Annotated in this window: 20 protein-coding genes; 10 read left to right on the forward strand and 10 right to left on the reverse strand. The window is 66.4% G+C overall.

Annotated features, from left to right (window positions below):
* Window positions 1–44: 44 nt before the first annotated feature.
* Window positions 45–1,274, forward strand: coding sequence for a non-homologous end-joining DNA ligase (gene ligD / locus QN239_RS30080; RefSeq protein WP_499016064.1), 1,230 nt, complete (start codon window positions 45–47; stop codon window positions 1,272–1,274).
* A 222-nt stretch (window positions 1,275–1,496) separates the two neighbouring features.
* Window positions 1,497–1,919, forward strand: coding sequence for an STAS domain-containing protein (locus QN239_RS30085; RefSeq protein ID WP_090358440.1), 423 nt, complete (start codon window positions 1,497–1,499; stop codon window positions 1,917–1,919).
* Between the two features lie 156 nt (window positions 1,920–2,075).
* Here QN239_RS30085 and QN239_RS30090 read toward each other — a convergent pair whose 3' ends face one another.
* Entirely contained in the window at window positions 2,076–2,876 is an 801-nt protein-coding gene (locus QN239_RS30090; protein WP_499016067.1) for an acyl-CoA thioesterase, read from the reverse strand.
* Between the two features lie 217 nt (window positions 2,877–3,093).
* Between QN239_RS30090 and QN239_RS30095 the strand changes: the two genes are divergently transcribed.
* Window positions 3,094–3,405, forward strand: coding sequence for a hypothetical protein (locus QN239_RS30095; protein WP_499016069.1), 312 nt, complete (start codon window positions 3,094–3,096; stop codon window positions 3,403–3,405).
* Between the two features lie 54 nt (window positions 3,406–3,459).
* Here the strand turns inward: QN239_RS30095 and QN239_RS30100 are convergent, their stop codons facing one another.
* Together QN239_RS30100 and QN239_RS30105 are read right to left on the reverse strand one after the other, a co-directional pair.
* Window positions 3,460–4,536, reverse strand: a complete 1,077-nt coding sequence (locus QN239_RS30100) for an NAD(P)H-dependent amine dehydrogenase family protein (RefSeq protein WP_499016070.1) — start codon at window positions 4,534–4,536, stop codon at window positions 3,460–3,462.
* A 7-nt stretch (window positions 4,537–4,543) separates the two neighbouring features.
* A complete protein-coding gene (locus QN239_RS30105; RefSeq protein WP_499016072.1) occupies window positions 4,544–5,563 on the reverse strand; it encodes an aromatic ring-hydroxylating dioxygenase subunit alpha in 1,020 nt (339 codons plus the stop codon).
* A 57-nt stretch (window positions 5,564–5,620) separates the two neighbouring features.
* Here QN239_RS30105 and QN239_RS30110 point away from each other — a divergent pair, with 57 nt between their 5' ends.
* The gene (locus tag QN239_RS30110) at window positions 5,621–6,295 is read left to right on the forward strand and encodes a TetR/AcrR family transcriptional regulator (RefSeq protein WP_090358431.1); all 675 of its coding nucleotides are present in this window, start codon (window positions 5,621–5,623) and stop codon (window positions 6,293–6,295) included.
* On the opposite strand, the gene QN239_RS30115 is transcribed toward QN239_RS30110, so the two are convergent.
* Window positions 6,237–6,674, reverse strand: coding sequence for a pyridoxamine 5'-phosphate oxidase family protein (locus QN239_RS30115; RefSeq protein WP_499016076.1), 438 nt, complete (start codon window positions 6,672–6,674; stop codon window positions 6,237–6,239). The two genes, QN239_RS30110 and QN239_RS30115, sit on opposite strands and share 59 nt — an antisense overlap.
* A gap of 106 nt (window positions 6,675–6,780) precedes the next feature.
* Here QN239_RS30115 and QN239_RS30120 point away from each other — a divergent pair, with 106 nt between their 5' ends.
* From QN239_RS30120 to QN239_RS30130, 3 genes are all read left to right on the forward strand, one after another.
* A complete protein-coding gene (locus tag QN239_RS30120; RefSeq protein ID WP_499016078.1) occupies window positions 6,781–7,770 on the forward strand; it encodes an Acg family FMN-binding oxidoreductase in 990 nt (329 codons plus the stop codon).
* A gap of 82 nt (window positions 7,771–7,852) precedes the next feature.
* A complete protein-coding gene (dosR, locus tag QN239_RS30125; protein ID WP_090358425.1) occupies window positions 7,853–8,500 on the forward strand; it encodes a hypoxia response regulator transcription factor DosR/DevR in 648 nt (215 codons plus the stop codon).
* 9 nt (window positions 8,501–8,509) lie between these two features.
* Window positions 8,510–10,210 carry a GAF domain-containing sensor histidine kinase gene (locus tag QN239_RS30130; RefSeq protein WP_499016081.1) on the forward strand — a complete coding sequence of 567 codons (1,701 nt, stop codon included), beginning with the start codon at window positions 8,510–8,512 and terminating at the stop codon, window positions 10,208–10,210.
* 52 nt (window positions 10,211–10,262) lie between these two features.
* Here QN239_RS30130 and QN239_RS30135 read toward each other — a convergent pair whose 3' ends face one another.
* The 3 genes from QN239_RS30135 to QN239_RS30145 all read right to left on the reverse strand — a co-directional run bounded on the left by QN239_RS30135 (window position 10,263) and on the right by QN239_RS30145 (window position 13,405).
* Entirely contained in the window at window positions 10,263–10,853 is a 591-nt protein-coding gene (locus QN239_RS30135; protein WP_499016082.1) for a TetR/AcrR family transcriptional regulator, read from the reverse strand.
* Between the two features lie 103 nt (window positions 10,854–10,956).
* A complete protein-coding gene (locus QN239_RS30140; protein WP_499016084.1) occupies window positions 10,957–11,820 on the reverse strand; it encodes a LysR family transcriptional regulator ArgP in 864 nt (287 codons plus the stop codon).
* Window positions 11,821–11,848: 28 nt separating this feature from the next.
* Complete coding sequence (locus QN239_RS30145; protein ID WP_499016086.1) at window positions 11,849–13,405, reverse strand: alpha/beta hydrolase family protein; 1,557 nt, start codon at window positions 13,403–13,405, stop codon at window positions 11,849–11,851.
* Window positions 13,406–13,538: 133 nt separating this feature from the next.
* Between QN239_RS30145 and QN239_RS30150 the strand changes: the two genes are divergently transcribed.
* From QN239_RS30150 to QN239_RS30160, 3 genes are read left to right on the forward strand one after another with little or no spacing between them, the layout of a single operon-like run.
* Window positions 13,539–14,207, forward strand: a complete 669-nt coding sequence (locus QN239_RS30150; RefSeq protein WP_499016089.1) for a TetR/AcrR family transcriptional regulator — start codon at window positions 13,539–13,541, stop codon at window positions 14,205–14,207.
* Between the two features lie 53 nt (window positions 14,208–14,260).
* Window positions 14,261–14,818, forward strand: a complete 558-nt coding sequence (locus tag QN239_RS30155; protein ID WP_499016091.1) for a TenA family protein — start codon at window positions 14,261–14,263, stop codon at window positions 14,816–14,818.
* Window positions 14,815–15,429, forward strand: coding sequence for a TenA family protein (locus tag QN239_RS30160; protein ID WP_499016094.1), 615 nt, complete (start codon window positions 14,815–14,817; stop codon window positions 15,427–15,429). Before QN239_RS30155 ends, QN239_RS30160 begins: the two co-directional genes overlap by 4 nt.
* On the opposite strand, the gene QN239_RS30165 is transcribed toward QN239_RS30160, so the two are convergent.
* The 3 genes from QN239_RS30165 to QN239_RS30175 are packed head-to-tail and all read right to left on the reverse strand — an operon-like array spanning window position 15,426 to window position 17,997.
* Complete coding sequence (locus tag QN239_RS30165; protein ID WP_499016097.1) at window positions 15,426–15,887, reverse strand: PPOX class F420-dependent oxidoreductase; 462 nt, start codon at window positions 15,885–15,887, stop codon at window positions 15,426–15,428. The two genes, QN239_RS30160 and QN239_RS30165, sit on opposite strands and share 4 nt — an antisense overlap.
* Window positions 15,888–15,896: 9 nt before the next feature.
* Window positions 15,897–16,964: an LLM class flavin-dependent oxidoreductase gene (locus tag QN239_RS30170; RefSeq protein ID WP_499016100.1), complete on the reverse strand. Its 1,068-nt coding sequence runs from the start codon at window positions 16,962–16,964 to the stop codon at window positions 15,897–15,899.
* A gap of 1 nt (window position 16,965) precedes the next feature.
* On the reverse strand, window positions 16,966–17,997 hold the full coding sequence (locus QN239_RS30175) for an ABC transporter permease (protein ID WP_499016103.1): 1,032 nt from the start codon (window positions 17,995–17,997) through the stop codon (window positions 16,966–16,968).
* Window positions 17,998–17,999 lie beyond the last annotated feature (2 nt).

Raw genomic sequence — 17,999 nt, forward strand, 5'->3', positions numbered from 1 at the left:
TATGTGACACACGTCGCACCCGGGTCGGTAACTACCATGGGGCCATGGCCGAAGCGGTCTCACTCGAGGCGGGCGGCCGGCAGGTACCGATCAGCAATCCGAGCAAAGTGGTCTTCCCCGACGCAGGGGTCACCAAACGGCAGCTGATCGACTACTACCTCGCCGTCGCCGATGGGGCGCTGCGCGGTGTCGCGGACCGGCCGATGATCCTCAAGCGTTTCGTCAAGGGCATCTCCCAGGAGGCGATCTTCCAGAAACGTGCCCCGGAGAAGCGGCCGGACTGGATCGAGGTCGCCGAGCTCAAGTACGCCTCCGGCACGTCGGCCAAGGAAGCCGTGCTCACCGATGCGGCGGGCCTGGTCTGGGCGATCAACCTCGGTTGCGTCGACCTCAACCCACATCCGGTGCGGGCAGCCGACCTGGACCATCCCGACGAGTTGCGGATCGATCTGGACCCGATGCCCGGGGTGGAATGGGAGCAGATCCTCGCCGTGGCCCAGGTGGCGCGCGAGGTGCTCGACGATCACGGTCTGACCGCCTGGCCGAAGACCTCCGGTTCACGCGGATTCCACATCTATGCCCGCATCCACCCGCACTGGCCGTTCAGACAGGTTCGGCTGGCCGCCGAGACGGTGGCCCGGGCGGTCGAGCAGCGCGTACCCGACCTGGCGACCGCGCGCTGGTGGAAGGAAGAACGCGGTGAGCGCGTCTTCGTGGACTTCAACCAGAACGCCAAGGACCGCACCGTCGCCTCGGCGTACTCGGTGCGGGCCACCCCGGACGCCCGGGTCTCCACTCCGCTGCACTGGGCGGAGGTACCGGGGTGCCGAGCCGAGGCCTTCACCATCGCGACCGTGCCCGCACGGTTCGCCGATATCGGCGATCCGTGGGAGGGCATGGACGACGCACCGGGCGGGCTGGAGCCACTACTCGCCCTGGCCAAGGAGTTCGGGCCGCCGGAGAAGCCGGCGAAGGCGTCCGGTGGAACGGGCCGGCGAGTGTCGCAGATGCCGCTCATCGAGGTAGCCCGCACCAAGACCCGGGATGAGGCGCTGGCCGCACTGGACGTGTGGCGGGGTCGCCACCCCGCGGCCGCCGACCTGCTCACACCGGTCGACGTGCTGGTCGACGGGATGCGTGGCCCGAGTTCGATCTGGTACCGGGTACGCGTCAATCTGCAGCACGTTCCCGAAGACCAACGCCCGCCACAGGAACCACTGATCGCCGACTATTCGCCCTGGGTCGGTTACACCGGTGGACAATTTCGACGCTGAGACCGGATCGGGGCTACTCAACGGTAAGTTGTCGTCGATTATTGAGGAGTACTCTTATAGTAATCCAAAAGTGTTGCGCCTCAACATAATAGAAAACTCTCAGCAAAACCTTATGGGCTCATCAGGCGCAGTTCTTAGCAAAGTATTAATGCGTACTCCCAGGTACCTTAAATTCGCCGGATAACTTCGGTGTTAGTTCGAAGCACCGAAGGGAGGCATTACATGACGATCGCATTCAGGTACGGCAATCCGGCGGTCGACTGTGACGGTGCCCAGCTGCGCGCACAGTGCCGCCATCTGGCGACCGTGGCGACGCTCACCGGAGTCATCGACGACGCCAACTTCGACCGACTCACGCATCGGGTCCGGCAGATGGTGCTCACCGAGAAGCCGTTCGTCCTCGACCTCAGTGGCGTGACGGGACTGTCCGCGCGCGGCGTGTCCCTGCTCTACGGACTCGATGACGAGTGCGACCTCGCCGGTGTCGAATGGGCACTGGTTGCCAGCCCGCAGGTGCTCGACATTCTGCGGCTCCTCGACGACGCCTTCCCGATCACCGCATCGGTACCCGAGGCACTGCATCACTTCGCCGAGGGCACCCTGGCCCGCCGGCGCCTGCTCCCACTCCTGCACAAGACCGCATAACAAAGAAAGGCGGATCACATGTTGCTCGATGTTCGCTGGTTGACCGCGTTGGTTCGCCGTCACCGCAAGCACGCCCACTAACTGCATCACCAAGAAACCTGACCGGCGAGTCGCGCGACTCGCCGGTCAGGTTTTTTCATGTTCAGCCCAGCGCGTTCAGGCCTTGTAATAGACCAGCTGATGCGTGGTCGCCAGCAGACCGCCCGCCCGGCTCCAGATCTGCGCCGACTGATCGAAATGCCCACCCGAGAACCCCTGGGCACGTGCCGTGGCGAGCAGGTATCCGTCACCCTGCTCGGCCAGCTCAGCCGGCCCGGCATGGAAGTACGCGGTGAACGAGATGGTGCCCGCAGGCAGAAGCTGCCCGCGCCGCAGCCAGAGACGCGGATAGAAGATGTCGCACAGCGAGGTGAGTGAGGCGAAATCGATCGGGCGGGCAGGTCGATCGCGAACCCACAACGTCGTTGTCGACGACGTCGACTCACCGGCACCGGCAGCGGGCAATGCACCGTCGATGAATCGAAGGTCGTAATTCCTGGTCCATGCCACCCCGAACCCGGCACTCGCGTCCTCGATCGACGCCGGGTCGCCCACGTCCGGGCGCGCGATCTCGGTGTCGGCCCAGGTTTCACGGCGCACCGCGAACACCGCGGTCGCCGTGGTCTTCACCTCACCGTTCTGACTCAGTTCGACGTACCAGTGCTGGTTGGACCGGTTGGTTCGCACGGCCCGTGCCCGAACGTCGAAATCTCCGTCGGCGATCGGCGCCAGATAGTTCACCGTGAGCGCCACCGGAAACCCGTGCACGTCACTCTGGAGTTCGACGGCCCGCAGCAGTGTGGCCGCGGTGATACCGCCGAACGGGCCCACCATATTCGCCCATTGCGGAATCGTCCGCCCTCGTAACAGGCCGTCGCCCAGGGCTTCCAGGGCAATCCCGTCGTCGAACACCGTCATCGGCGTGACTCTACCCCGGATCCTTTGACAGGCTAATCAGTAGGTCACCGGATGCGGTGAGTGGGATCGGGGCCGCGATGTCACTGTGAGACACCCCGAACGCTGCCCGTCGGTTGCAAGTATCCGTAAAGCCCGCTGATGCAGCGATTTTCCGGGAATGCCGGGCACTGGAACCCTCTTGATCCTTCCGTCATCGGCGTCGTGTGAAGGAGCGGAGATGCAGGATTTCCAGAAGCGAGTGTGTGCTGTGGTCGGCGGCGGGGCGGTCGCCGTCGGCCTGTTGATCGACGTCATCGGCAGCGCAGCGCAGTCCACCATCGTCGCCGGCGGGTCGGGGGATTCCTCGACCACCGGCACCTATTCGTCGCCTGTGGTGCCGGCCATGACGATCAACGCCACCGGCAACATGAAGCTGGGTTCGACCGCGACAGCTCAGATTCCCGCGTCGACGCCGGCCACCTCGCTCGCGGCACCCACGTACAAAGCCACCGCAGCGGCGACCTGCGTCAACAACGGCCAGTGCCCGTGATCACCGATGAGCTCGGCGCCTACCCTCGGCACCGGACCGGACCTGCGCTGCAGGTCATTTGAAGCGGCCGGCGAAACCGCGCAGGGGCAGGTCCGCACTCGTGAGCAGCCCCGGTGGAGCGGCGATGACGGACCGGATGGCGTGCAGCGCAGGCATACCGGTGACCGTCATGCCGATCGAGGCGAAGTTGTCGGGGTTCGACAGGTCCACGCCCGGTTTCGGGAAGATCATGTGCTTGTTGTAGACGCAGGGGTCGCCCTTGATCTGAGTAATGTAGCAGCCCTTGATATCCCAACTCGGATCCGTATGCGGGGTCATCTGCCATTCGAGATGCGTCTCGACCCGCGGCACTCCGTCGACCATGCCCTGGTACTTGATGTAGTTGCCACCCAGGGAACCCTTCGGCAGCACGTACCAGCCCAGGTCGACGTCTTTGGTGCATGCGCCGAGCTCGTAGCTGAACTTGACCTCGTCGAGCTCGAGTCCGAAGCAGTCGGCCATCATCAGTACGCTGTCGGCGAAAACCTCGGTGTACTTGCGCAACTTGTCCGGAATCGACGGATCATCAACGGGCAGACCGTATCCCACCTCGATCCAGGTGTCCTTGCTGTGATGGCAGGACACGTCGACGGATTCGATGGTGGTGACGTTCTCGATCTCGGCGACGTCGGCCGAGCAGACCACACCGAGGATCTGGTTCAGGCCGGGGTTCATGCCGGTGCCGTAGAACGTGGCACCACCCTTCTCGCACGCCTCGGCGAGTACTTGGCTGACGGGCTTTCCGGACGGGTGCGGGTGGTTGGTGTCCCTGTGCCAGCCGGTGATCCAGTCGGCGGTGGTGACGATATCGATTCCCGCCTCCAGGACCTGGACGTACAGATCCTCATCGGGGAACACCCCGTGAAAGGTCAGCACATCGGGCTTCGCCGCGATGATCTCGGCGATCGTGCCGGTGGCGATCACCCCGTTCGGCGCTGCGCCTGCGAGTTCACCGGAGTCCCGTCCGACCTTCTCGGGCGAGTAGCAGTGCACGCCGACGAGTTCGAGTTCAGACTGCGCAGCGTACCGCTTGATCATCTCGGAGCCAACGTTGCCGGTGGCCACCTGGAATACCCGGATCGGTGTATTCATATGACTGTCAACCCTTCTGGTGTGCGAGGTCCACGGCGCTTCCGCCCCGGCCGTCGGGATAGAACTGCATGGCCCACGTGCGAATCGCCGTGAAACCCTCGTATTCGGAGGTCGACAGCGCGGGCGGATCCGAATAGCGCTGGTGACTCCAGATGTGGATGTCCTGCGCGAACTGACGGATGATCTCCTCGCCGAACGCGACGGCTTTGGCCTCCGCCCTCGGTGAATCCTTGCCGGGCACCCGCCCGATGTAGGCCATGAAGCGCACGTCGGACGTGCGATCGTCGACCGGTGTGATGGCCGAGATGGTGCGATTGTCGACCATCCCCCAACTCTTGGTCACCGCGATGCCGAGTCCGCCGTTGATGGCCTCCACGCCACTGCGGACATCGTCTATGGACTGTTGCTCGTCGCCGTCGAACGTGATGGTGAAGTCCACGTACGAGGTGGGCTCGGCGAAATCGTGCCGGGTGAACACCGGCACGATCGGGGTTTGGTGCACGTACTTGAAATGTGCGAAGTCGACACCGTTTTCGAGGACGTACTGCGGGTGCAGCTCCAGCGCTTCACGGTGCAGGCGCTGTTGCGGCCAGTAGTCCTCGACGGTGCTGCCGTCCCCGAATGCGGTGAACACGTCGGGCACGTCGAAGAAGGGCTCGCGTCCCTCGGTGTCATGCCAGATGTAGATCGACTGGTTGAGTTCGGCCACGGGGTAGGTGCGCATGCGGCGACCGCGGTTGGGGCGTGGTTCGTACGGGATGCAGACGTTGCGCCCTTCGGCGTTCCATTGCCAGCCGTGGAACGGGCACTGGATGACCTCACCGACGACATGCCCGCCGAAGCCGAGGTGGGCGCCGAGGTGTTCGCAGTACGCGTTCATCACCGTGACCTGGCCCGATTCTGCGCGCCAGGCCACCATTTCGGTGTCGAAGTACTTCATCGCACGGACGTCGCCGACGCCGATCTGGTCCGACCAGGCAACCTGGAACCACCCCGTCGGCGTCATGGATAACGGCGGTTTTGCCATGGACCCTAGAATCACAGAGGGTTCTATCAAAGTCAACCATCGCGTAGCATTCGCGTGATGACCGAAGCCGCCGAACGCCGCACCAACCGGCGCGGCGCAGCGTCCCGCGAAAGCATGTTGGAGGCAGCGCTACACGCATTAGCGTCCGGCGAGCCGGGGTCGGTGTCGGGTAATCGGATCGCCAAGGACGCCGGGGCCACCTGGGGCACGGTGAAATACCAGTTCGGCGATATCGACGGGCTGTGGGCGGCGGTGCTGCGCTTCACCGCGGAACGGCGCGGCGAACTGCCGTCCCGGGCCGCGCCGCACGGTCCGCTCGCCGTGCGCGTCTCGGCCATCCTCGACGTCATGTACGACGGGCTGACCGCGACGGACTCCCGCGCCATCGAGAATCTGCGCGCGGCACTCCCCCGCGACCGCGCCGAGCTCGAGCGGCTGTTCCCACAGACCGCGTCGGAGTTGGCGTCCTGGCAGCGGACCTGGATCGAAGCCTGCCAGAAGGCTTTTGCCGATCTCGATGTCGACCCGGCCCGGGTCCGGGAGGTGGCGCTGTTCATCCCCGGGGCGATGCGCGGCATCACCTCCGAGCGGCAACTCGGCAGCTATATCGACCTCGATGAGGCCCGTCGCGGCCTGTCCAACGCGATCGTGGCCTACCTGGAGGCGTCGCGCCTCACCCCAGACCGCAACCCCACTCCGGTTCGGTCCCGAAAACAAAACGGCGACCGCTGATCTCGGCCGGGGTGATCCTCACATAGCGCTGTTTGACGGTTGCCGTCCACGGCAGCACCTGGGCCCGGTCGGCGGCGGCGATGTCCTCCGCGGTGGCGAGCACCTCAGCCACACCCTTGACCACCACACTCCAGGCGTTTTCCAGGCCGTGGTCGTCGGCCTCCAATGCCACCCGGTCGTTGAGCACGATCTCGGTGAGCTTGGCGCCCTCCGCGGTCCGGATGATGATCTGGCGCCGCACGACGACGAAGTTCACCGGGAACACGTCGGGCTGCCCGCCGATACTGGTCGCCAACCGGCCCAGGGTCACCGACGACAGCAGATCCCAGCTCTCGTCCGCGCTGAGCACCGTGATGGGCGAATCCTCAGAACTCGTCATGGCGGTCACGCTAATCGGCCGGGTCGCCTCTCGAAAGCGCCGAAAGTCCCGCGATTGAGGACTTCTGACCCTGCTGTCCGGCCCCGCCCTCGAGCAGGATCGACTGATGCCGACGACATTGCTCCCAGTCACCGTCATCGAAGACGCGGTCCACCTCGCGTGCCGTGCCCCGTCATATCACAACAGCCAGCCGTGGCGGTGGGTAATCCAGTCCGGCACCGTATCGCTGTTCATCGATCCCGACCACCTCGTCGCCTCCGATGCCGACGGGCGGCAGGCCCTGCTCAGCTGCGGTGTCGCCCTGGATCATTTCCGGGTGGCCATGGCGGCCGCCGGCTATGCCAGCCACGTCGATCGCTATCCCGACCCCGACGACCATCACCGCATCGCGGATATCCGCCTGAGCAGGCTGGCCGAGGTCACCGTCGCTCAGCGCCGTCGGGCCGACGCCATCTTGCACCGGCGCACCGACCGGTTGCCGTTCGCCGCACCGCCGGACTGGGATGCCTTCGAACCGACGTTACGTACCGCCGTCGACAGCACGGCCAACCCCTCCGGGTGCGCCGTCGACGTGATCGACCCCGCCGACCGGGAGACCCTGGCCGAGGCCTCCCACCTCACCGACGCCCTGCGGCTCTACGATTCCGAATATCACCACGAGATCACCTGGTGGACTTCGCCGTACGAGGTCAACGACGGTATCCCCCACACCTCGCTGGTATCGGCGCAGGAGGCCGACCGCGTCGACGTCGGCCGGACCTTCCCCATCACGCACAATCGGGAACGCCGGCTCGACGTCGGCGAAGATCAGGCACGGCTGCTGGTCATCTCCGCTTCCGACGACACCCGAGAGGGTGTCCTCGCCGCCGGCGAGGCGCTGTCTGCGGTGCTGCTGGACGCCACCATGGCCGGGATGTCGTCGTGCACACTGAGCCATCTGACCGAGGTGCCCGCCAGCCGGGATATCGTCGCGGCCTTGGTCCATCGCGCCTCGCCGCAGGTGGTGGTGCGACTGGGGATTGCCCCTCCGCTGGAGGAAGTGCCGCCGCCGACGCCGCGCCGGCCGCTGCACGACGTGCTGCGTGTCGAGATCTGATCAACCCAGCCGCTTCGCTCGCCCCCGAAGTACCCACACCGCCACTATGGTGACCACAGGGTCTCTCGCGAAAGGTCTGCCCATGGTCTCTGTATTTCTTGTCGACGACCACGAGGTGGTGCGGCGCGGACTGATCGACCTGCTGGACTCCGACCCTGAACTCGACGTGATCGGCGAAGCGGGGTCGGTGTCCGAGGCCTTGGCACGTATCCCCGCATTGCGTCCCGACGTCGCGGTCCTCGACGTCCGCCTGCCGGACGGTAACGGAATCGAACTGTGCCGAGAGCTGTTGTCCCAGCTGCCAGACCTCCGGTGCCTGATGCTCACCTCGTTCACCTCCGACGAAGCGATGCTGGACGCGATCCTGGCCGGCGCGAGCGGCTATGTGGTGAAGGACATCAAGGGGATGGAGCTCGCCCAGGCCATCAAGGAAGTCGGAGCCGGCCGCTCGCTGTTGGACAACCGCGCCGCCGCGGCACTGATGGCCAAGCTGCGCGGCTCGGCCGAACAGGCAGACCCGTTGTCCGGGCTCACCGATCAGGAACGGGTCCTGCTGGACCTGCTGGGCGAAGGGCTGACCAACAAGCAGATCGCGGCCCGAATGTTCTTGGCGGAGAAGACCGTGAAGAACTATGTGTCGCGGCTGCTCGCCAAACTCGGGATGCACCGCCGCACCCAGGCCGCAGTCTTCGTCTCAAAGTTGGATCGCCGGCCCACCCAGGGACAATAGACTCCTGTCGTGGCCGGACCAGATGAGGGACACCATCGCCCCCTTCGCGAGACGCTGTCGCAGCTGCGGCTGCGCGAACTGCTGAGCGAGGTACAGGATCGTGTCGAACAGATCGTCGAGGGCCGAGATCGCCTGGACGGACTTGTCGACGCGATGCTGGCCGTGACATCCGGTCTGAAACTCGACGCCACCCTCACCACGATCGTGCACACCGCGATCGAACTGATCGACGCCCGCTACGGCGCACTGGGCGTTCGCGGCCACGGGCATGAACTGGTCGAGTTCATCTACGAAGGAATCGACGCGGACACCAGTCGGCACATCGGAAAGCTGCCGCAGGGCCTCGGGGTGCTCGGTGCGCTCATCGACGACCCGCGGCCGATCCGGTTGGACAACATTTGCGATCACCCTGCGTCCGTGGGATTTCCTGCGCACCATCCGCCCATGTCGACGTTCCTCGGGGTACCGATCCGGATTCGGGACGAAGTGTTCGGAAACCTCTATCTCACAGAGAAGAACTCGGGACAGCCCTTCAGTGAGGACGATGAGGTACTCGCGCAAGCGCTGGCCGCCGCCGCCGGTATCGCCATCGACAATGCCCGGCTGTACGAGCAGTCCCAGCGACGGCAGGCATGGATCGAGGCGACTCGCGATATCGCCACCGAACTCCTGTCCGGCACCGAACCCGCCGCCGTATTCCAGGTGATCGCCGAGCAGGCCCGCAGGCTCACCGAGTCGACGATCGCGGTCGTCGCGGTGCCCGCCGAGGAGGACGACGAAGACTCCGCGCGTGAGCTCGTCGTGGTCGAGGCCGCAAGCGCCGAACCGGTGGACATCGCGGCCTTCGCGCCGATCCCGGTCGGTGCGGGGATCGTCGGCGAAGCCTACGCCCGGCGGGCTCCGGTGCGGACCGGCCATCTCGATCTTGCCGGTGCCGGCGGACCGGCGATGGTGCTTCCGCTTCGCACCACCGAAACCGTTGCGGGCGTGGTGATCACCCAGCGCAGCGCCGGGGGCGCCCCGTTCAGCGAGGACGATCTGTCGATGGCTGCGGCCTTCACCGACCAGGCTGCGCTGGCCTGGCAGCTGGCCACCACCCAGCGGCGGATGCACGAACTCGATGTGCTCACCGATCGCGACCGCATCGCGCGCGACCTCCACGATCACGTCATCCAGCGGCTGTTCGCCGCGGGCCTGGCGCTGCAGGGCGCCGTTCCCCGTATCCGTCCGGCCGATGCACAACGGCGTGTCGAGCAGTGCGTGGACGACCTGCAGGATGTCATCTCCGAGATCCGCACCGCGATCTTCGATCTGCACAGTGGATCCTCCGCCGGAAGCACTCGGCTGCGCCAGCGAATCGATGCCGCCCTGACCCAGTTCGCGTCAGACGGTGTCCGGACCTCGGCGAGTTACAGCGGACCGCTGTCGGTGATCGAACCGACGATCGCCGACCACGCCGAGGCCGTGGCACGCGAGGCGGTCAGTAATGCGGTGCGGCACGGCAGCGCCACCGAGATCTCGGTCTCGGTGCGCGTCGACGACAATCTGACCATCGAAATCACGGACAATGGAACAGGTTTCAACGGACCGATCACCGAGAGCGGGCTGGCGAATCTGCGCCTGCGCGCCGAGGAATGCGGCGGCACGTTGTCGTTCGAGGAATCCCCGAGTGGCGGCATCGTGGTCGTGTGGCAGGTCCCGCTGCCCTGAGGGCGGCCCACCCCTCGCCGAACGGACACGCGCGGCAGCCTGCGGCTAGTCCCTATCCGGCGGATTCGACGAGCACCGACCGCACGACTCGGTGCAGCTCGTGCCCCACCGTGTCCAGCGGTTGGGTGGCGCGTTCGGCCCGGCACATCGCCACCGCTCCTTCCACCGAGGCCACGATCAGTGTGGCGGTCCCCAACGCCTGGGTAGGTTCGACACCGTGCTCCCGCAACGCGCCGGCCAGGATCGATGTCCAATTCCCGAAGGCGAAGACCGCCGCGTCGCGCGCCACGGAATCCTCGTCGGCCGTTTCCTCGACCGCGACGCCGAGAACCACGCATCCCGCGTGGAAGTCACTGTTCACCAACTTCTTCCGCCACATCCCGAGAAACGCATCCAGGCCTTCGGCCGGCCCGGCAGCCATCGCCCGAGCCAGTATGCGTGCGGTGAGGTCGTCGGCCCACCGGACCGCCTCGGCCGCCAGCTGCCCCTTCCCGCCCGGGAAATAGTGGTAGGTGGACCCCAGCGGGGCGCCGGTGTGCTTCGCCAATTCCCGCACGCTGGTGGCGTTCACCCCGCGGCGCCCGATCATGTCCGCCGCGCCCGCCACCATGCGCATCCGTGCATCCACTCCGCTGTCAGTCACGGCACTCCTCGCTATAACGACCGTCATAGCATAGCTCACGCTGCGGTTATCACAGTCGTTATAGGGGCCCGGCGTGCCGCAGCGCCCGATTCACCCGCAGTGTCTAACGGCGCCGGCCCAGGTGCTCGGCCGCGCCCCGCACCGCGTCGGTCACGGTGTCGACCACCGGGCTGTCCAGCTTCCAGCACTGCCAGTACAACGGCACATCGAGATGCACCTCGGCGATCTGGACGAAGTCCGGACCGATCAATTGTTCGGGATACATCCCCCAGCCCAGCCCTGCCTGTACCGCCGCCCGGAATCCCTCGGCCGTCGGGATGTAGTGCACCGGCCGACGCACCTCTCGGCGAAACACCTTGCGTATCAGGTTGTCCTGCAGGGCATCATCGCGATTCCAGGCCAGCGACGGAGCCTGGGCGGCCGATTTCGCGGTGAATCCGTCGGGTAGGTGCCGCGCGATGTAGGCGGGGGTGGCCACCGGGATATAGCGCATGACACCCAGCGGCCGCGTCCGGCAACCGGACACCGGCGCACGCTCGGTGGTGACGGCGCCCATCACCTCACCCTCGCGCAGCAGTCGCGCCGAATGGTCCTGGTCCTCGATCCTGATATCGAACAATATGCCGGGCAGGCCGGCGAAGACATCGGTGAACCAGGTTGCCATGGAATCCGCGTTGACCGCGATGGCGACCCTGACGTGTTCCTGCGGTCCCGCACCTGTCTCGGCGAGCGCCTCGGCCTCCAGGAGCGCGGTCTGGGCGGCCAGGCGCAGCAATGGGACGCCCGCTGATGTTGCACGACAGGGCTTTTCGCGAACCACAAGCACCTGCCCCACCCGCTGCTCAAGGGCTTTGATGCGCTGGCTGACCGCGGATGGGGTGACGTGCAGGCGGGTGGCCGCAGCATCGAAGCTGCCGAGCTCGATGACCGCCGCATAGGCCGCCAACTGCTGACCGTCCAGCCTCATGCCGCAATGCTAGTGCACAGGCCTTCCTCTAGTCCTTAAGAGCCACAACTGATCCGGAGTCCGAATCGTAGTGCGCCACCCGCGCGATCCAGGTCAGGATGACTTCGGACACCTTGTCCCATGGCGTCGCCTGGATGTGCTTTGTCCAGGTGAAGGGTAACCCCACCGCGGTGGCCGTGCCCTTGACAGTGGGGATGTCGATCACCTCACGCGGTGCAGGGTAGTAACCCTCGCGAGTACCGGCGAACAGATCATTGATCCACCCGGTCGCGACCGTCTGCACTGCCGCCACATTCTTCGGCGCCGAGACCCCGGCGATCAGATATTCGGCGGCCTGGATGACGGGGTTGCCACCGGAGAGGCCGTCGATGTGGCGGCCACCGGTCAGCATCACCCCGTTGAACTGGCCCGGGCGGGCGTCTTCGAGTTCGTCGCCGACGGCGCCGAACATGTTCCACACGTATCTCTCCGACGAAATATCCATCACGGGGCGGTAATTGGCACCGGTGAGGACGGACAGCGCGTGCGGTACCGTACCGTTCATATCGACCGAGTCCAACAGCACGATTCCGGTCAAGTCGGCGATCGCACCGTTCTCGGTCATCCCGGCCGCGGCGCCCATCACCAGGCTGCCGCCGGCGGAATGACCGACCAGTGCAAAGCGGGTGGGTAGGACGACATCGTGTCCAGCCGCAGCGGCGGCGCTGGCCGTCAGGGCATCCCGATTGCCGGCGAACAGATCCGCGATCGCCTGTTGCATCGGAGCGCCCGCCAGCCAGGCACCGTCGGACACGAGGAAGTTCGACGTGATGGTCGGCGCCACCACGACGCTGTGGGTCCGTTCGGCGAGCGCGGCAGCGGTGTGGCTGTACATCGAACCGACCGCACCGAATCCGTGCTGTAGGTAGATCAGGCGAGTGGGTGGTTCGTCGGTATCCGGGAAATACCAATCGGCGGTGACGGTACGCCCGCCGGCGACCGGGATGCGTAGCGTCGACGTCCGCACGGTGACGTGGGCGTCGGCTGGGAGCACGGGTGGTCCGGCGAAGAACTGGATGAGTCCCATGACGACGTTGAGGACCGCCGAACCGACAGCATCCAGTGGCGTCGCGCGGCGCGGAGCAGCAGCCTGCGCCAGCGCCGTGTCGGCCGCGCGCTCGGTCACCGCGGCGGTGCTCGTCGGCACCGCGGGTTTCTGTTGCGTCGGCGGGTCGTCGGGATGTTCCTGCCGGCTTGCGATGTCGCGCTGCACCGTGCCCACACTCCGGACCACACTCAGGCGCGCCGCCCGGGCCTTCTTCTTGGCGGTCCCGGACTTATCGGCTTCCGAGGCCGGTTCGACGTCATGCCCGGAGGCCGCTCCGCGTGTTTCGTCGCCGCCGGCCGGTCGCGGGTGATGCGGCACGCCTTCATCCGACGTGGATGTCGGGCTGTCCTGCTGTCCCGCTGCGGCCGGCTTGTCGTTTCCCGCCGACGGCTCCGATCCGGGGTCGGCCGCGGCCGTGGCCGCGCCGGCGAGCAGCGCGACCGTGAGTGCCGTCATCGCTGCCAGGGCGCCGAGCCATCGAATCAACCGGTCACGCATCCGAGCCTCCTGTTCGACACCGCGGCCGCGGCCTAATTAAACAAAGCCGACTATATGTTATTTAACTGTCGAGGTCTGCCCGCGCGGCCGGAGTACCCTTTCGGTGTCACGACCAGCACGAAGGGCAGCACGAGTGGGCGAGGAGCCGGTACGCCGCCGTCGGGGCCGCCCCTCCGGCGGCGGGGCGGCAGCCGAAGAATTACGAGAGGCGTTCCTCGACGCGGCGGAGCGACTGTTCGTCAGCCGCGGCTACCGGGCCACCACCATCGAACTGATCGCACGCGAGGCCGGGTACTCACGGGGCAGCGTGTACCGCCACTTCCCCACCCGGGACCTCCTGGTGGAAGCACTGATCCAGCGGACCACACGTCGGCACATGCTCGGCATCCTCGACCGCCTGCCCAAGGACGCCAAACCACTCGACGTCATCACCGAGAGCCTGGTGATCGTCGCCAGCGAACTCAATCGAGATCCCCTGGTGCGCTCGATCTCGGATCAGACGGATGAGCGCACCGTCGCCATGATGCTGGCCAACAACGCCGAACTGCACCGGTTGGTCGAGACATGGATGTCCGCGATGGTCGAAGCCGACGCCGGCAAGACACTGCGACCCGGGCTGCGCGCAAAGGACCTCGGCCTGTTCCTCATCGCCACCAGCATGAGCCTGCTGCTCGGCGTCATCCCCGGCTCCGAGGATCCCGCGACGACAAGGCGTTACCTCGACGTCTTCTTCCTGCCCGCCGTCGCGGCGCAATTCCCACCGGCATCACCGGTGTTCACCGCCGGTGAGCCAAGCGAGTGACGAGCCGGACCGGCGACCACCCACGTTGAACGCACACCGCTATTGTTCGTGACGTGTCAGACGAGCTCTGGGAGAGCGCGACCCGGCATCCGTTCCTGGATGCGGTGCGCGACGGCTCCATCACCGATGAGGCCTTCGATCGTTGGTTGTGCCAGGACGCCCTGTTCGTCGCCGACCTGCTCACGTTCCAGGCCCGGCTGCTGGCCCGCGCACCCCGCCCGGCCCAGTCGGTGCTCGCCGCGGGCTGTGTCGCGCTGGTGACGGAACTGGACTGGTTCGAGGCGCAGGCGCGGCTGCGCGATATCGCCCTGGACCAGCGACCACTACCCGCCACGCTGGCCTACCGGGAGCTGCTGCGGGTTCTCGACGGCGAACCGTTCGACGCGGCGATCACCGCCCTGTGGGTGCTGGAGCGGGTGTACCTGCTCGCCTGGACGCACGCCCGCTCGGATACCTCGCGGTTCCGCGAGTTCGTAGAGCATTGGAGCACAACGGAGTTCGCGTCTTACGTCGAAGAACTCGCCGCGTTGGCCACCCCCGACGGCAAAGACGCGCTGATCGCCGAGGTGCTGTCCCACGAGGTCGACTTCTGGGAGATGGCCGGGGTATGACACTGTCCGCCCGGCTGTGGTCTGAGAACACCGACGTCACCGCCCAGGTCCTCGACCACCCGTTCGTACGTGGGATCGGCGACGGCTCGCTGCCGCGGGAACTCTTCGCCGGCTACGTCGCGCAGGACGCGTTCTTCCTCGAATCCTTCGCCCGCGCCTACGCTTTCGCGCTGGCGCGCAGCACCGACACCGCCACGCTACTCACCCTGGCCGACCTGCTGGCAGGGGTCCGTGATGAACTCGGCCTGCACGCGTCCTACGCCGAGTCGTGGGGTATCGACATGTCCGGTGTCACACCATGGCCGGCGACCCTGGCCTATACCGAGTTCCTGCTGGCCACCGCCGCCACCCAGGGTCCGGCAGCCGTATACGCAGCGATGACGCCGTGCATGCGGCTCTACGGATGGCTGGGGCAGTCGCTGGACCACGACACCGCCGGACCCTATACCCAGTGGGTGCAGACCTACGCCGATCCCGGGTTCGAAGCGTTGGCCACCCAGCTGGAGAAGCTGCTCGACGAGCAACATACCGACACCCCCGCCGTGCACGCCACCTACCGGCGCGCCATGCAACTGGAGCTCGGATTCTTCGAGGCGGCGTTCACCGCCTAGTCCCGTGCCGGCGGGAACCCGCCGGTGGCCACCGGGCCCCAGCGCGTAGGAGTGATGCGCAGCAGGCACTTTTGCTGATCGACCATCGCCTGCCGGTACTCGTCCCAATCCGGGTGCTCACCGGCGACCGCGCGGAAGTAGTCGACCAGCGCCTCCACCGCCTCGGGCAGATCGATCCGTTCCGCGTCACCGTCGACCTGTACGTACGGGCCGTTGAACTCGTCGGACAACACTGTGACGCTGGCGCGCGGCGTCCGGCCGATGTTCACCGACTTGGCACGCTGCGGGTAACTCGCGATCACGATGCGTCCCTGCTCGTCCACGCCGCCGGTGACCGGCGAGCTCTGCAGCGAGCCGTCCGCCCGGAAGGTGGTCAGCACCATACGGTGCCTCGGCCGCACGAACTCCAGCAGTTCATCGAGGCTGACATCGTCTGCGGTGGCGTAGGTGCGGGGCATGTCCCAAGTCTATGAGCGGGATGTCGACGAGCGGGCCGGAGCCCGGCTGCGAACCCGCGGGATCACGTGTTCGGCGAAGCGCGTCATCTCCGTCTCGAACGGCTGGAACTGGAGCATGAACAATTCGACGCCCGCCTCGTGGAACTCCTGGATACGCGCGGCCACCGTGTCATAACTGCCGACCAGCCCGGCCGCGGTACCTCCGTTGGTGCCGATGTGCGGGAACTCCTGAAAGGTCTTGAACATCGCGACCGCGGGATCCACCTGCCCGGTGATCCACTCCTGCTCGGCCTTGTCCCGTTTGTCGATCTCCCACGCATAGGCCAGCGCTTCGGCAGCCTCGGCGTCCGTCTCGCGCGCGATGACGAAGGCGGCCATGCCGAATTCGACCGGCGCGCCGGTGCGTGACCGGGCCCGCACATCGTCGATGAGTGCGGCCACCCGGTCCAGCGGCTGTCCGTTGATGAACCAGGCATCGCAGGCGTCGGCGGCCAGGTCCCGGGCCGCCGGTGACTCGCCGCCGGAATAGATTCGTGGGCGTTCCCGCCATCGCGACACCGGCCGCGGCCGGTAGCCGTCGGTGTGAAACCACCGTCCGTCGAAGGTGGACGGTCCGCCGGTCAGAAGCTCGCGCACCACCGTGATCCATTCGCGCCCATAGGCATAGCGTTCGTCGTGCGCACCGAACGTCAGCCCGAGCCGGCGTGCCTCGGTGGTGAACCAGCCGTTCACCAGGTTGATCGCGAAACGGCCGCCACTGATCTCCTCGATCTGCAACGCCATCTTGGCCAGCACCGCGGGTGGGAAGGTGTAGGGCTTGACCGCGGCGATGATCTCGATCCGGTCGGTCAGCGCGGCCAGCGCCGCCGCCAGGGTCCACGCTTCACCCTGGTCATAGTCCTCACCGTAGGGACTGATGAACAGCTGCGCGATGAGCGTGCTGTCGTAGCCCAGTTGCTCGGCGAGCAGCACCTGAGCACGCACGCGTTCCCAGCGGGCGTCGTGCGGATCCTCCGGGTGATGAGGTGACCCGAACGTGCCCTCCTCCAGCGCCCACACCCCGAACCGCGGCGCCATGCTATTTGACGATGAGCTTGCGCTGGGAGGCCATGGTGAAGACGGCTGCCACGATGATCACCAGGCCCTTGATGATGGTCTGCGTGTAGTCGGCCGCGCCGATCTGGTTCAGCCCGTTGGACAGCACGGTGAGGATCAGCACGCCGAGCACGGTGCGGCCGACGCCACCGACGCCGCCCGACAGCGCGGTGCCACCGATCACGATGGCTGCCACCGAGTCGAGCAGGATCTGTGAGCCCAATGTCGGTCCCGCCGCACCCAGTTGGGCGGTCAGCAGCAGGCCGGCCAGTCCGGCGGTGATCCCGGAGACCACCAGGATGAGCACCTTGACCCGGCGGGTCTTCACACCGGCGAGTTCGACGACCTTCTCGTTTCCTCCGATGGCGTACACGTACAGCCCGAACCGGGTGCGCCGCGCGAAGAACCACACCACGGCCAGCGCCAGCAACGCGATCAGCGCGGCATTCTGGATGTTCGGGATGAACTGCCCGATCGCCAGATCCCGGATGCCCTGGTTGGTGAAGTTGATGGTGCTGCCCTGCAGGATGGTCAGGCCGATCCCGGCGAACAGGGACAGGGTGCCCAGGGTGGCGATGAACGACGGCACCCGGCCGTAGGCGAACACCACGCCGTTGAGCAGGCCGATGGCCGCACCGACGGCAACGGCGATGAGCAGCACCAGGAACGGGTTGCCGAATCCGTCGTTGATCAGTGAGGCCACCACCGCCCCGGTGAGCAGGGCGATGGACCCGACCGACAGGTCGACGCTGCCGGCCACGATCACCAGGGTCGCACCCAGCGAGGCCAGCAGCAGGATGCCCGCCTGCCCGCTGATCAAGGTGAGGTTGGCCGCTGTCAGGAACGCCTCGGCACGCACCGAGAAGAACACCACCAGGGCCAGCAGCGCCGCCAGCGGCAGCACATCCCGCACCAGGTTCACCCGGGCGAACAGTCCAGGTGGTGAACTATTCGGCGTGGCAACGGGTTCGGTTGAGACGGACTCTTGGGCGGGGGCGGTGAGCTCAGTGGTCATTG

It is taken from the genome of Mycolicibacterium sp. Y3 (assembly GCF_051188035.1).
GTDB lineage: Bacteria > Actinomycetota > Actinomycetes > Mycobacteriales > Mycobacteriaceae > Mycobacterium > Mycobacterium fluoranthenivorans.

Coding starts and splice junctions, on each gene's coding strand:
- QN239_RS30085 (WP_090358440.1), top strand. CDS start 1,497: ATGACGATCGCATTCAGGTACGGCAATCCGGCGGTCGACTGTGACGGT.
- QN239_RS30095 (WP_499016069.1), top strand. CDS start 3,094: ATGCAGGATTTCCAGAAGCGAGTGTGTGCTGTGGTCGGCGGCGGGGCG.
- QN239_RS30105 (WP_499016072.1), bottom strand. CDS start 5,563: ATGGCAAAACCGCCGTTATCCATGACGCCGACGGGGTGGTTCCAGGTT.
- ligD (WP_499016064.1), top strand. CDS start 45: ATGGCCGAAGCGGTCTCACTCGAGGCGGGCGGCCGGCAGGTACCGATC.
- QN239_RS30140 (WP_499016084.1), bottom strand. CDS start 11,820: ATGAGGCTGGACGGTCAGCAGTTGGCGGCCTATGCGGCGGTCATCGAG.
- QN239_RS30160 (WP_499016094.1), top strand. CDS start 14,815: ATGACACTGTCCGCCCGGCTGTGGTCTGAGAACACCGACGTCACCGCC.
- QN239_RS30090 (WP_499016067.1), bottom strand. CDS start 2,876: ATGACGGTGTTCGACGACGGGATTGCCCTGGAAGCCCTGGGCGACGGC.
- QN239_RS30115 (WP_499016076.1), bottom strand. CDS start 6,674: ATGACGAGTTCTGAGGATTCGCCCATCACGGTGCTCAGCGCGGACGAG.
- QN239_RS30110 (WP_090358431.1), top strand. CDS start 5,621: ATGACCGAAGCCGCCGAACGCCGCACCAACCGGCGCGGCGCAGCGTCC.
- QN239_RS30100 (WP_499016070.1), bottom strand. CDS start 4,536: ATGAATACACCGATCCGGGTATTCCAGGTGGCCACCGGCAACGTTGGC.
- QN239_RS30120 (WP_499016078.1), top strand. CDS start 6,781: ATGCCGACGACATTGCTCCCAGTCACCGTCATCGAAGACGCGGTCCAC.
- QN239_RS30165 (WP_499016097.1), bottom strand. CDS start 15,887: ATGCCCCGCACCTACGCCACCGCAGACGATGTCAGCCTCGATGAACTG.
- QN239_RS30170 (WP_499016100.1), bottom strand. CDS start 16,964: ATGGCGCCGCGGTTCGGGGTGTGGGCGCTGGAGGAGGGCACGTTCGGG.
- QN239_RS30175 (WP_499016103.1), bottom strand. CDS start 17,997: ATGACCACTGAGCTCACCGCCCCCGCCCAAGAGTCCGTCTCAACCGAA.
- dosR (WP_090358425.1), top strand. CDS start 7,853: ATGGTCTCTGTATTTCTTGTCGACGACCACGAGGTGGTGCGGCGCGGA.
- QN239_RS30145 (WP_499016086.1), bottom strand. CDS start 13,405: ATGCGTGACCGGTTGATTCGATGGCTCGGCGCCCTGGCAGCGATGACG.